Annotated in this window: 11 protein-coding genes; 7 read left to right on the forward strand and 4 right to left on the reverse strand. The window is 57.0% G+C overall.

The genetic code is table 11. The features are described from left to right. Window positions 1–36: 36 nt before the first annotated feature. Window positions 37–1,575 (reverse strand): HDOD domain-containing protein, encoded by a 1,539-nt coding sequence (locus AC0IXA_RS12730; protein WP_341638473.1) that lies wholly within the window; start codon window positions 1,573–1,575, stop codon window positions 37–39. Window positions 1,576–1,741: 166 nt separating this feature from the next. On the opposite strand from AC0IXA_RS12730, the gene motA reads away from it, so the two are divergent. Together motA and motB are read left to right on the forward strand one after the other, a co-directional pair. Then, entirely contained in the window at window positions 1,742–2,593 is an 852-nt protein-coding gene (gene motA / locus AC0IXA_RS12735) for a flagellar motor stator protein MotA (RefSeq protein WP_024011357.1), read from the forward strand. A gap of 3 nt (window positions 2,594–2,596) precedes the next feature. Further along, window positions 2,597–3,637, forward strand: a complete 1,041-nt coding sequence (gene motB, locus AC0IXA_RS12740) for a flagellar motor protein MotB (RefSeq protein WP_341638474.1) — start codon at window positions 2,597–2,599, stop codon at window positions 3,635–3,637. A gap of 105 nt (window positions 3,638–3,742) precedes the next feature. Here the strand turns inward: motB and AC0IXA_RS12745 are convergent, their stop codons facing one another. From AC0IXA_RS12745 to rsgA, 3 genes are all read right to left on the reverse strand, one after another. Beyond that, the gene (locus AC0IXA_RS12745; RefSeq protein WP_341638475.1) at window positions 3,743–4,228 is read right to left on the reverse strand and encodes a toll/interleukin-1 receptor domain-containing protein; all 486 of its coding nucleotides are present in this window, start codon (window positions 4,226–4,228) and stop codon (window positions 3,743–3,745) included. Beyond that, entirely contained in the window at window positions 4,228–5,187 is a 960-nt protein-coding gene (locus AC0IXA_RS12750; RefSeq protein ID WP_341638476.1) for a caspase family protein, read from the reverse strand. The genes AC0IXA_RS12745 and AC0IXA_RS12750 overlap by 1 nt, the downstream gene beginning before the upstream one ends. A gap of 312 nt (window positions 5,188–5,499) precedes the next feature. Next, the gene (gene rsgA, locus AC0IXA_RS12755) at window positions 5,500–6,531 is read right to left on the reverse strand and encodes a small ribosomal subunit biogenesis GTPase RsgA (RefSeq protein WP_024011360.1); all 1,032 of its coding nucleotides are present in this window, start codon (window positions 6,529–6,531) and stop codon (window positions 5,500–5,502) included. Between the two features lie 107 nt (window positions 6,532–6,638). Here rsgA and orn point away from each other — a divergent pair, with 107 nt between their 5' ends. The 5 genes from orn (at window position 6,639) to AC0IXA_RS12780 (ending at window position 13,135) form a co-directional block, all read left to right on the forward strand. Then, window positions 6,639–7,181, forward strand: coding sequence for an oligoribonuclease (orn, locus tag AC0IXA_RS12760; RefSeq protein ID WP_016771957.1), 543 nt, complete (start codon window positions 6,639–6,641; stop codon window positions 7,179–7,181). A 105-nt stretch (window positions 7,182–7,286) separates the two neighbouring features. After that, on the forward strand, window positions 7,287–7,898 hold the full coding sequence (locus tag AC0IXA_RS12765; RefSeq protein ID WP_016771956.1) for a trimeric intracellular cation channel family protein: 612 nt from the start codon (window positions 7,287–7,289) through the stop codon (window positions 7,896–7,898). 175 nt (window positions 7,899–8,073) lie between these two features. Continuing rightward, a complete protein-coding gene (locus AC0IXA_RS12770; protein ID WP_341638477.1) occupies window positions 8,074–9,108 on the forward strand; it encodes a hypothetical protein in 1,035 nt (344 codons plus the stop codon). Between the two features lie 178 nt (window positions 9,109–9,286). Then, a complete protein-coding gene (locus tag AC0IXA_RS12775) occupies window positions 9,287–11,809 on the forward strand; it encodes a leucine-rich repeat domain-containing protein (protein WP_471813294.1) in 2,523 nt (840 codons plus the stop codon). A 339-nt stretch (window positions 11,810–12,148) separates the two neighbouring features. Continuing rightward, window positions 12,149–13,135, forward strand: coding sequence for a hypothetical protein (locus AC0IXA_RS12780; protein WP_471813296.1), 987 nt, complete (start codon window positions 12,149–12,151; stop codon window positions 13,133–13,135). Window positions 13,136–13,199 lie beyond the last annotated feature (64 nt).

The following is a 13,199-nucleotide window of genomic DNA, read 5'->3' on the forward strand; positions in this document are numbered from 1 at the left end:
TCTCCAGAGCACAAAGGGGAGGATTGTAGCGCAGGCTCATTGGCCGCGGCTGCTAAAGCTGTGCAGGGCTTTTTCGATGCACTGCGCGGTTTTGCCGAAGGCTTGTACGGTGATGTCGGCGAACGGCCCGCCGCCCTGATCGGCAACTACGATCATGATCACCCGGCCGTTGTTGACCAGCGAACGCAGGAACAGATGCTCACCGCGAAACAACGTGCGCAGGCTCGCTGGCAATAAGGCAGAGAATTGCCCGTTGTTCTCCGGCGTGATCCGCACCTGCGCCTGCTGAGCGAGCAGACGTTGCAGGACTTTGCTCTGGCCGACGGCAAAACTCAGCGCCGCCGCATCCTTCGGCAAACCGGCGGTCTGGTGCACGCGCAGGGTCGAGTGCGTGCGGTCGGCCATCAGAATCATCACCCGACGCATGCCGCTCGCCACCAGTGCCTCGCGGGCGGCGACGGTCAGGCTCATGGCATTGGTGAAGCGGCTGGGCTCGGCGAGCAGTTCGGCGCATTGCCGACGCCATTGGCCCAGATCATCTGCATTCGGCGCTGCGGCCGGGAGCATGCCGGCCGGCAAGCGACGAGTGCCCCACGGCCAGATCAGCGAAACCGCCGGGTGCCACAAATCAGGCATCGCATGCTGACGCGCGCTGTTCGCCGCTTGCTGGTGCAGCTGTTGCTGCACTTCGTCCATGGAAATCTGCAGATACAGGCTGGTCAGGTACTGCCAGCGCTTGCTGTGCGGACTGTCCCAAGCCTGTTGCGCCGACAGCGCCAGGCCGTTGGCCAGCAGCACGGTATTGGCGGGTTGATTGAGCCAGCGGCGCAATGTTGGGTCTTCGTCGAGGCGATTCTGCTGGCGCAGCGGGTGCTCGCTGTCACGGGCGATGCGCAGCACTTTGACCAGTTCGCGTTGTTCGCTGAGCAGCAACTTGTAGCCTTGCTCGACCCAGATCGGCAGATGCCAGGCCTGGACCAGTGCCTCGGCAATCTTCAACAGGCGCACGCCGAACAATTGCTTTTCAACCACACGTGCCGACTCGCCCTTGTGAATCACCCGCAGTTCCCACTCCTCAAGCAACTGCGGATAGGTCAGTGCCAATGGCCATAGCGGCGACAAAAACAGCAGGCTGCCCCAGTGGATGTCCTGCCACAGCCGCGCCAGACGACTGGCAAAAAAGCCGTTGGCCTGTTGTGTCGCGTGTTGGCTGATCAGTTGCAATTGGCGCAAAGCCTTGGGGATCTGCCGGTGCGGTTCGGCCGGCAGGCGCGCGAGCAATTCTTCGGTGCGCGCAAGGCCCAGGCGATTGATTGCCACCTCCAGATTTTCCGCTGGCGCGGCCATGGTGCCGTGGGTGTGACGATTCGCCTCACGGATGATGCTCAAGGCCAGCGCCGGGCTGTCCTGCATCAACTCGGCGATGTCGCGCAGCGAGCTGCGATTGTCGCGGATCGCCCGGCAGACTTTGTCGTGAGCCTCTTGTGGCACGGGCAGGGGGACGCTGTCGAGCAGCTTGACCCAAGCCTGGAGGGTGCTCGGTTTTACCGCTGGAATGTTCGTTTCATTAGCCATGTCTGGACGAGATCTTCACTGACTGTAGACGCGCCCGGCATGGGCTAAATTGGCTTTTCGCCTGAACTGGCTATAGTCTGGCGCAGTTTTGCCGATAAGTAGAAGAAGAGATTTTTTAACTTCCGAATATGACCTTGAACCCGACTTAAACAAGTACCTTCTACCTATGGCTAAAATTATCGGCATCATCGTCGTATTCGCGAGCGTGCTCGGCGGATACGTGCTCTCCCACGGCAAGATTGCCGCCCTGATCCAGCCTTTCGAGGTGATGATCATCGGCGGTGCGGCCCTCGGCGCGTTCCTCCAGGCCAACCCCGGTTACATGACGATGCACGTGCTCAAGAAATCCCTGAGCATGTTCGGTTCGCGTTTCACCCACACCTTCTATCTGGAAGTGCTCGGGCTGATCTACGAGATCCTCAACAAGAGCCGCCGCGAAGGCATGATGGCCATCGAAGGCGACATCGAAGATGCCGCCGCGAGTCCGATCTTCGCCAAGTACCCGGCGGTGCTCAAGGATGAACGCATGACCGCGTTCGTCTGCGATTATCTGCGCATCATGTCTTCCGGCAACATGGCTCCGCACGAACTGGAAGGCCTGTTCGACATGGAGCTGTACAGCCTCAAGGAAGACCTCGAGCACCCATCGCACGCAGTCAACGGCATCGCCGACGGCATGCCCGGTTTCGGTATCGTTGCGGCGGTACTCGGTATCGTGGTGACCATGGCTTCGTTGGGCGAGGGCGACCAGGCGTCGATCGGTCTGCACGTGGGTGCGGCACTGGTCGGTACCTTCTTCGGTATTCTCGCGGCGTACGGTTTCTTCGGTCCGCTGGCGCATTCCCTGGCCCACGATGCCAAGGAAGAGCTCAACGTCTACGAAGCCATCAAGGCCTCGCTGGTGGCTTCGGCGTCCGGCATGCCGCCGTCGCTGGCGGTCGAGTTCGGGCGCAAGGTTCTGTACCCGGCGCACCGTCCAAGCTTCGCCGAGTTGGAACAAGCGGTTCGCGGTCGTTAAGAAATGGAAAATAATCAGCCGATCATCGTCAAGCGCGTCAAGCGCATTGCCGCCGGGCACCACGGCGGGGCATGGAAAATCGCCTTCGCCGACTTCGCCACGGCGATGATGGCGTTCTTCCTGGTGCTGTGGCTGCTGTCCACCGCTACGCCGGAACAGAAGATCGCCATCGCCGGTTATTTCAAGGACCCGGTCGGCTTCTCCGAAAGCGGCACGCCGTACATCATCGACCTCGGCGGTACGCCGACCCTGGCGCCGGAAAACACCCTCAACCCGGAAGTGAAGTCGCAGCCGCAACCGGACAAGGTCACGGTCGACACCGATCAGGTTGAAGGCATGGCCGAGCAGGTCGAGAAGGAGCGTCTCGAACTGCTCCTGCAAGAACTGCAGAACAAGGTCGACGAGAACCCGCAACTGCAGAAGTTCAAGGATCAGATCCTTTTCGAAATCACGCCGAACGGCTTGCGCATCCAGATCATGGACGCCGAGAACCGGCCGATGTTCGACTCCGGATCCGCACGCCTGAAGCCGTACTTCGAAGACATCCTGCTGGCCATGGCCGACACCATCAAAGCGGTGCCGAACAAGATCAGCATCAGCGGCCACACCGACGCCAAGCCGTACATCGGCACTGGCGACTACGGCAACTGGGAACTCTCGGCCAACCGTGCCAACGCCGCGCGTCGCGCATTGGTCGCGGGCAGCTATCCGGATGCGCAGGTGGCGCGGGTGGTCGGTTATGCCTCGTCGGCGTTGTTTGATCGGGAAAATCCGTTCAACCCGGTCAACCGCCGCATCGATATTGTCGTGCTGACGAAGAAAGCCCAGGCCGCCATCGAAGGTGCGCAGGGGCCTGAGGCGGCGAAACCGGCGGATGAAGGTCAGAACGGTGCTGCTCCGGCAGCCCCGGTTGATCCGAATGCGCTGCCGGCGGACAAACAGCCAGTGCCGGCTCACGAGTTGCGCGAGCGGTTGAATCTGTTTGACGATGCGGCGCCGAAACCGGCTGAGCCGGGTGGGGCGGCGCCAGCGCCGAAGCAGTAAGTGAAAAAAAGCCGACAGTGATGTCGGCTTTTTTGTGGCTATCGCTTCATGCCCCCAACCATTTCGTAGCGTTACTAAAATAATCGGGGACAGGCCGGCACAGTCTCAGAATCCCCGACGAATCCGATTCTTCAACTGTTCATGAAACATCTCTGCATCGCGCTTGTACGCCCCTTTCACCGAGTCGCTGAACGAATCCAGGGTTATCGACCGCTTGTTCGACACCTCATCCCGATACGCATCGATAAAGAAATCCAGGTCGCTGGCCGTGCTCAGCTTCGGCCACTTGTCCAGATAGATCGGCAGTTGTGCCGGCCCGGTCTTGAACGTACAGATCCGCCGGTTGCTGATCGTCGCCTCGCCAATCTCGAACGGCACCCACCACGACAGTGCAGTCTTCTCCGATACCACCGCCAGCAGATGCGTGCACTCGGTGATGTTGCGGGTAATGACCCCGGTGATGTCGTCGGTGGTCTGCGATTCCGGGTCCAGCACGTCGAGGTAAGTCCTGATCTTCGCTTGGGTCAGACGGGTGTTGATGGCGATCGCATGAGTGCGATCCACATGGCGGTAGCTGATAAAGACTGGCATCAGAAATGTCCTTTGAGGGCGAGTTCGCGGTAATAGGCACCGAGTGCCGTCAGGCGGCAGCCGGTGGAGTGAATGGCGGCGTAGTACATGTGCTCGGCGTCGACCGGTTCGATCAGGCTGTGGCGGTTGCACTTTTGCAATTGGGCGAAGATCTCGCCGTGCTCCGGTATGAACGCCATTTCGGTGGGTTCGTAGCTGGGGTCGAGCGGGAAGACCGATTCGGCTTCGGCGAACCAGTCCGGCAATTTGCGCAGGATCTCCTTGGGAATCAGCGGCGAGACTTCGCGCAGGGAAATGAACTGCGACACATTGGTCTTGAACACCGGACGCTGCTCCCACGGGCCGAGCGCGTTGTCGACGAAGGAGTACAGGCTGCCGGGGGTGATTTTGCCGAGGATATTCGCCGCGCCGCCATGCAGCGCTTGCAGCAGCAGGCCGGTGAACACGCCGTGCTGCGCGCCCTCCAGTGCCGGCTCGGCTTTTTTGCAGGCGGTGAGGATGGTCATGCCTTCGCTGACCATGCTGCTCTCGCTGCGCAAGGCGCGCACTTCGCCGGCCGAACCGCTTTCGCAGCAGTCGAGGATGATCATTTTGTTTTTGATCCGCGTGGCTTTGTCCGCCCAGTTGAGAATGTCGCTGATGCGGATGCCGTCCTTGGCGTTGCGGTAGTCCTGCGGTATCAGCATGCCTTCGTCAGTGTCGGCATCGAAACCGCCATGACCGGCGAAATACAGCAGAGCGACGTTGCAGTCGCCGGAAAACAACTCGCGGATCTGGTCTTCGAGTTTTTCTCGGCTCAGGTAATCCTCGGCAGACGTCAGTACGACATTTTTGAAGTTGGGGTCGCCGTTGGCGTTGCTTTTCAATACCGAAGCCATGGCCATGGCGTCGTTGCAGCAACCGCTGAGCCCGCCGATATGCGTGTAATCGTTGATGCCGATGAACAATGCCTTGCGCATGGTCACACCGCCTTGTGCAGGCGGATCGCGCCGGGGATTCTGTGGGTATTGCACGGGCGGGCGTCGCGAGACGAATGGATGATGAACAAAAGACAGGTTGGCATGGCTTTCCTCGATGGTCGCTGTGAGCGAAGGAGGAAAGAAATGTAGGCCGCTGGCTCAGGCCTACAAGATCTGCGCGGCAAAACAGAAAGGTCCTGCAAGCAGTCGTGCAAGTGCCTACAGAAGAAGCTGACGTTTAAGAGGAGAGAGGTGAGTCAGATGCAGTCCGACGACCGGCAGCCCATCGCGCAGGGCCGCCGGCGTGACTGTTTAATAGCCGTTTTCAGGCAGGCTGGCGATGATCGAGCGATAGCTGTTCATCCGCTGCTGCTGGATGCGTCCGTCTTCGAGTGCCTTGAGCAGCGCACAACCCGGTTCGCGATCGTGCTTGCAGTCACGGAAACGGCAGGTGCCAAGCAGGTCGTCGAACTCGATGAAACCGGCTTCGACGTCGGCGCGGCTGACATGGCCCAGACCGAATTCGCGGATGCCCGGGGAGTCGATCAGTTCGCCGCCGCCAGGGAAGTGGAACAGGCGCGCGGTGGTGGTGGTGTGCGTGCCCTGACCGGATAGCTCGGACAACGGCCCGACGCGGGTTTCGACTTCCGGCAGCAGGCTGTTGACCAGCGACGACTTGCCGACGCCGGACTGACCAACGAATACGCTGATGCGCCCGTCGAGCTGCTTTTGCAGTTGCTCCATGCCGTCGCCGTGGTGCGCCGAGACTTCCAGCACCGGATAACCCAGCGTGCGATACACCGCCAGCAACGCGTTCAGCGCCGGGGCGTTCTGCTCGTCGATCAGGTCGAATTTGTTCAGCAGCAGCAGAGGGCGGATGCCGGCATGTTCGGCGGCGACCAGATAGCGGTCGATCAGGTTGGCGTGAGGCTCGGGCAGCGGCGCGAAAACGATGACGATCATGTCGACGTTGGCGGCAACCGGCTTGAGCTGGCCACGGCTGTCGGGGCGGCACAGTTCGGTGCTGCGCGGCAGTTGCGCGACGATCACGCCAATGCCCTGGTTGCCGGCGCGCCAGACCACTTTGTCGCCGGTGACCAGCGCTGGCAGGTTGGCGCGCAAGTGGCAGCGGAACACTTGGCCGGCGAGTTCGCCGTCAACGGCTTCGACTTCGACCTGCACACCGAAGTGGGCGATCACCAGGCCATGTTGCTCAGGGCCGAGATCGCCGCCCTCGAGGGCTTCGACCGCCGAGGACTCGCGTTTGGCGGCGCGTGCGGCGCGCTCGCCCTGAATCTTTTCGATGCGCCAGTTTTGACGACGATTGAGTTGGCGTTTGGCCATGGGTGTTCCGTCTGAAGAATGCAGCGATTAGGTAAAACGGCCGCGAGTTTAGCACGCCCGGCCACCGGCCTAGGCTAAACTGCGCAGCATTGCCTAGGAGCCCGAATATGCAAAACCCGCAGAACCTGATCTGGATCGACCTGGAAATGACCGGTCTGGACCCGGACAACGACGTCATCATCGAAATGGCCACCATCGTCACCGACAGTGAACTGAACACATTGGCCGAAGGCCCGGTGATCGCCATCCATCACAGCGACGAAGTGCTCGCGCGCATGGACGAATGGAACACCCGCACCCACGGCAATTCCGGCCTGACCCAGCGTGTACGCGACAGCCGCATCAGCATGGCTGAGGCGGAAGCTGAGACCATCGCCTTCCTGGAAAAGTGGGTGCCGAAGGGCAAATCGCCGATCTGCGGCAACAGCATCTGCCAGGATCGTCGCTTCCTTTATACCCACATGAAGGCGCTGGAAAGCTACTTCCACTACCGCAACCTCGACGTCTCGACGCTCAAGGAGCTGGCCGCGCGCTGGGCTCCGGACGTGCGCGACAGCTTCAAGAAGGGCAGCACGCATCTGGCGCTGGACGACATCCGCGAATCGATCGCCGAGTTGCAGCATTACCGCAAGCACTTCATCAAGTTCTGAGGGAGCGTCTTTCCGCCTTCGCGAGCCTGCTCGCGAAAGGCGCGCCCTCTTCTGGTGCGGCGCTGAAATGGCTAGACTGCGCGCCTTCCTGCCTGGACTGCCACCATGTTGCTGATGCTCTATCTGATCGCCATCACCGCCGAAGCCATGACTGGCGCGCTGTCCGCCGGCCGACGTGGCATGGACTGGTTCGGCGTGGTGCTGATCGCCTGCATCACCGCGCTCGGTGGCGGTTCGGTGCGCGACGTGTTGCTTGGGCATTACCCGCTGACCTGGGTCAAACATCCGGAATATCTGGTGCTGACCTCGGTGGCAGCGATGTTCACCGTATTCGCTGCGCGCTGGATGCGCCACCTGCGCTCGCTGTTTCTGGTGCTCGATGCAGTTGGACTGGTGGCATTTACTTTGATCGGTTGCATGACGGCGCTGGAAATGGGTCACGGCATGTTGGTGGCTTCCGTCAGCGGAGTCATCACCGGCGTTTTTGGCGGTATTCTTCGCGATATCTTCTGCAACGATATTCCCTTGATCTTTCGCCGCGAACTTTACGCCAGCGTCTCATTTGCTGCGGCGTGGTGCTACATGTTGTGTCTTTATCTCAATGTGCCGGGTGAACAAGCCATTCTGATCACGTTGTTTGGCGGATTCTTGCTGCGTCTGCTGGCCATTCGTTTTCATTGGGAAATGCCGAAGTTCGTTTATAACGACGAACACTGATCGATCATGCGTCATTGCCATTGAAGCTGATTAATAGCTAATGAGTTATTTGTGAATGGCGTGCGCATATTTCTTACATTTTTCACTTTGATCTTTGCTTGATGGGTATGTAGTTTTTTCGCTGACATATTTCCGATGTCAGTATCAAATTACATTCTCAAAAAGGAGCTGCATTATGAGTGAAAGCATGGATGTTACAGACAATCAAAATGACAATCCGCCCACCCTGGCGGGACTGTCCAAATTACAAGTCAAGTTTGATGCCGGTAATAATACTCAAAGCAGGGCACTTGTCGCTAATGGCCGAATGCAGGTCAAAGTTCAAGTACTCGTTGCCGGAGTGGACGCCGACGGCAACGCAATGCATGTACCCGCAGATGTAATGGAAAGCATCCAGCTTATTCATTACGCGACCGGCAAGACCTTGCGCGATGGCTGGGTCGCGAGCGCAGTCCAAGGGCGGTTTACGCGTGAGGCACGTCCTGCACCTGACGCCGAAGACAGGCACGACGATGATCTTGAGAATGACAGCGTTCATCCACAGGTTCGTACGTTCTGGGTTTCCTCATCGAGCGCCGGAACGACTGAGATCGGTGCGCGCCTGTCCGTGAACGGGGAGACGATCCTCAGTAACGGAACCACGCCTGCCAGTGTTCATTACAGCAGCGTGACTGTAGAAGCGGAAACGCCTTCGACATATGGCGTAGACGGAGTATTTCGCTTGTACCAGACCAGGATTGGTAATGAGTCGCCCGGCAACCGTATCTGGAAGTACCATTTGGGACTGTACCCGGGTGGGAAGCAGATCCGGCTGGTCGACTGGATTGCAGAGGGGGCAGAAGAGGGCAAGGATTACGATTTTGCGGGTGGTAACAGGCTTAACGAAATAAAAACAAATTACATGGAATGCATTTTTGTGCGTCCCGAAAACTCCAGTGTAGTCGTCTCTTTGCCTGACAGGGGTGATCCGTTTGCATACACTTTTACCAGTGATGCGCAAACATGGAACTCGAAGCATTATCACGTAAATACTCAAAGCGACGGGGAGTTGACCATCGTCCAGGCTCTATCTGAATACTCGAAAAGCACCGGGCCACAAAAATATGGCGGCGTCCTCCACTTCATCGCGATCGATGAATATGGTACTGAGCATAAACTGGCAATCCGCGTGAATTTTCGCGAGCGTAATTTATATCTTCAACGAGGCTGAGTTCGTTCACTGATGCAATGTCGGTGAATGTAGTAGATGTATATGCGTTTGGCATTTCGACTGCAGTTAAACTGCCATGTCGATGATCAGGCATATGCACGAAAGTGCTTTTCTGATGACTCGCGTTGGCCCTGCAGCTCTGTGTGGCCAGCGCACCCCCTCTCAAGGATGAGCGATCATGACTGGCAAACCGCCGAAGATCAAACCTGTATCTGTCCCAACCAAACCCTCCGATTCCAGCATTGATGTCTCCCACCGACCGTTGTCCTCGTCTTCGACAGTGGCGCATTTGACTGTTGCACATCATCAGGAACCGCTGCATTCGCCCTCTTCATCAGATCCGCTGGCGATAACGCCTGGCTTCAATGTGAGCATGACCACGACGTATTCCACATTTGACGAATTCCCAAGGTTTTCCGCACAAGATTCCCTGGAAAGCTACTGGATACCCTCGCAAGAGGGTCTCGATGATTCCGTTGCACTGGGTATCAAAACCTTGAAGCATCGTCAGTATGTTGCCGTCGCTGATAACCACATCGTACAAGTGGTCCGAGATGCTGAGAGCGGTTTGCTTCGCGCCACACATGCCAGAGAACTGCATCCTTCCGGTCCGCTGTTGAGACCTGACAGCGAGGGCCGGTTGTGGCATCCGCTGGACGACCCTGAGTCGGCCAATCCGGTTGCAACTGTCTATTCCGAACAAAAACGCGCGGCAGAACTGCTTACCGGCGCGGAATATTCAATAGAAGATTTTTCTCCATTGATGATCAAACGCATGCTCGCAGTGAGCGGCGTAGACACAACGATAGTGCACAGGTCCGAGATTCATCCCACCTCGCTGGCATTGCTGCAGGACACAGCGAGACGTTTTGCCCTCGATCAAAAGATCCAGCTGTTCATCACCCAGGTGCAACATTCCGATCCCACCGTGCGTGCGCAGGCTGATTCACAACTGCAGGCTTTGTTGCCGCCACGGGCAGATGATCTGAGCGAGCGCGTTATCGAACAATCCAGCGCCTTGCTTTTTGAGCAGAGTGAGCGGGCGTTCGAACTTGATTGCGATGCCAACACATTGCTGATGCGACGGATTTTTCCCGACCTGCCCAAGACCATCGCTCAGGCGTTGTGGCGAGAGGCCAGTGCCGCCGACCATATGCATTTGCGCCTGCGGCCGGGAATGCCGAGGCACATGGCAGAAAAGACGCTGGTGGCGCTACGCGAGGTGCGTCTCGCCAGGGCGTGCGCAGGAATCTATCTGGATTCGGTAGCCAGTCTGGACAGTGATCTGCTGGCATTGCAGATGATCGGGCAGCTTGATCTTTGGCCGCGACAGATTCGTATCGAGATTCGTCGGCAAGCGTCAGAGGGTGAGTTATTGAGTGCTATTGGCGATGCTCGGTCGTCAGTGCGTCACAAGTTTATTCGTCAGCATGAAGGCTACGTTATCCAACTCAGCGGCGTCCCGTCACCCCAAGGTCGGACGGATCTGTATGCCGCCGTCTGGCTCCTTTTACTGCCCGGGCAGCGCCAATTGCTCGGTGTAGCGCAGGGCGGTGGTGCGGCTCTGCGGCAGCTGGTACGTGCACAGCCATTGCCGTCGCGCCAACGCGTGAGCGAATTGCTGGGACTGGCACCGGTACAGGTAACGGCTGTTCCGGCCAGCGCCCAGCACGTGCAAGCGGGGCTGCGAGGGGGCGGCGATGTCAACCCGACGTCGACAAAGTCCGTTGAAGAGCGTGTCCGTGATCTTTATCCGCAGCTTGCCGAACAAGAACTAGCCATGTTCATTTCCGAGCGTCTGAAGTCGGACGCAGCCAGGGTCTTGACTCGCCTGGAGACAGAGTTGGCGACACTGCGCAATGAGTTGGCGATCTGGAGTGCCCAAGGATTGTCGACCCGCACGGATTCATCGCAGGGCGCACCGCAAATTGCAGAACAACGCCAGGCTCGCGAGCGGTTCAGCGCAAAGCTGCAAGATATCTGGCAACGCAAGTCGGTTTCGAGGTGGCGGGAGGGAGACGATCACTTTTCTTACTATGTCGATTTTTCTGGTGAGTTACCGAGATTGTCCACCAGATTCGAGTACGTCACAGAGTTGATCCTGACCGCAAATGAACCGGGCGCACGGATAGGTGCGTTTCTGGACAGTTTCCCCAATATTCAATTCTTGGGAGTCTTCGGCATTGACGTGGAGACATTTCCCTCAGGAATATTTCAAATGCGCCAGTTAAGCGAGCTTACGCTGGACGGCTGCTCGCTAAGACTGTCCGAGGTCGAAGTTGAAGGGTTATCCAGAATCGAAACACTTACCCGGTTGAATCTGGCAAACAACCCTCTGACGGTTGCTCCACATGTAGGCTACATGACAGGGTTAACCGGATTGATGCTGAGCAACGCAAATCTTGCCAGCATTCCTTCAGGTATAGATACCCTCAGGAAACTGGGTGTCGTCGCATTGCATGATAATAATATTGCCGACGTGGGGTATGAGTTGTTCGAGATTCCGGATACACAGAATCTCTTTGTCGGGTTGTCAAATAACCCGTTGAATGACGCATCGAGGCAGCGAATTAAGCAGTTTCTTGAAAACTCCAGTATGGATCGCAAGATGGAAATTCAGGTGGATGAGGAAGTTCCTCAGTTTGATTTCGATAGTGAGTCCTCTGAGAGCGGGTTCTCGACAGAGTCAGACAGTGGTTGAGTGTGGGCGAAAGTAACAGCTGCTTTATCGGTCTAACATATACTGAAAAGAATAAACCGCTCAGTGGCACCCCTCCTGATTCTGTTAGGTTTTGAAGTCAGGAGGGGAAGGAGTTGCAGCGTGCTGAAATCATGGGTTAGGAACAATGTTATGAGCTTTACATCATGAGGGATTGGGATTTTTGAATATATGAGGTTTTGTGTGAGTTAGTGATAAAGGTGTTAGGTTATTGCAGGCTTACAATTGGTTGAATGTTTCGGCTGTTTTAATTCAAGGCGAACCTCAATACTTTGCTGAGCCCTTAGGGGTAAAGTCTATTAATCCGCAAGGTATTGTGAAATGTTTGATGAGCAAGTAGGTATATCCCGTATCGAGGTAAAACTCGACGCCACGAATCATGGTCAGCACAAAGTGCTCTACGCCAACGGTCGCATGCAGGTGCGTGTGTTGGTGCTTCTTCACGGGATCGATAACAACGGCGACGGCGTATCGCTGCACGGACATCCCGCATTGCAGTCACTGCGGCTGATTGCCTATAACGGTGCTCGCCCATTGGAGGGAGACTGGAGTGTATCGATTCAGGAAAATCGTTACGCTCACGAAATGTCGGGTGGGGCAACGCGGCTGACAGAAGTCCCGCGGGTCATTGACAACCGGATCAGCAACGCCGCAGATCCGGTACAGATTTTACAGTTTTGGGTTTCGGCTTCCCGACCTGGAATCATGGAAGTGGCTGCCGAGATTTCCTTGAACGGCGCGGTATTGCGAAGTAATGGGGTTGGTTTCGACAGCAGTGTCACGCTGGAGGCGATTCTCCCGAAAAAATACACTCAGAACAGTTTCTCTCTTTATAAATACGGTACTTTCAGCGAAAGAGTGTACGAGGAACGCATTCAGTATTTTCATCTCGGGCTTCGTGCTGACGGTCGCCAGATAAACTTGCTTGACTGGTATAGCGCCGATATAAGACTTAATTCGTATGATGCTGAAGACGCGGTAATGGTGTACTCGTCGGGCACGATAAACCACTACAGTGGTGGCGGTAGGAGTTTTTATGGCTATCTCGCGCCAATCTATGGGCGATCGGCTTCGGTCAATACCCCTCTGGGTTTTATTACTTTCCCGATTAACGATGTGCCTGGTGTATTGACGCTGGTGCAGCGCACGACTCTACAGACGGAAGAGAAGCCGGCGACGAGAGGTGCGTTCGAACTCGCCGTGATTGATGAGTTCGGTACGGAACACTGGCTTGCTATCAAGGGTGATACAGAACAGCGGACTTTTATTCTGGGTGAGTCGAAACGCTCAACAAAACAATTTGCCTGACTCGGCGATTTTTCGTTGCCCAGCTCGACCTGTTTAAATTTGCACCTGGAATAAAGGATATTTT

It is taken from the genome of Pseudomonas sp. AC083, from assembly GCF_979253165.1.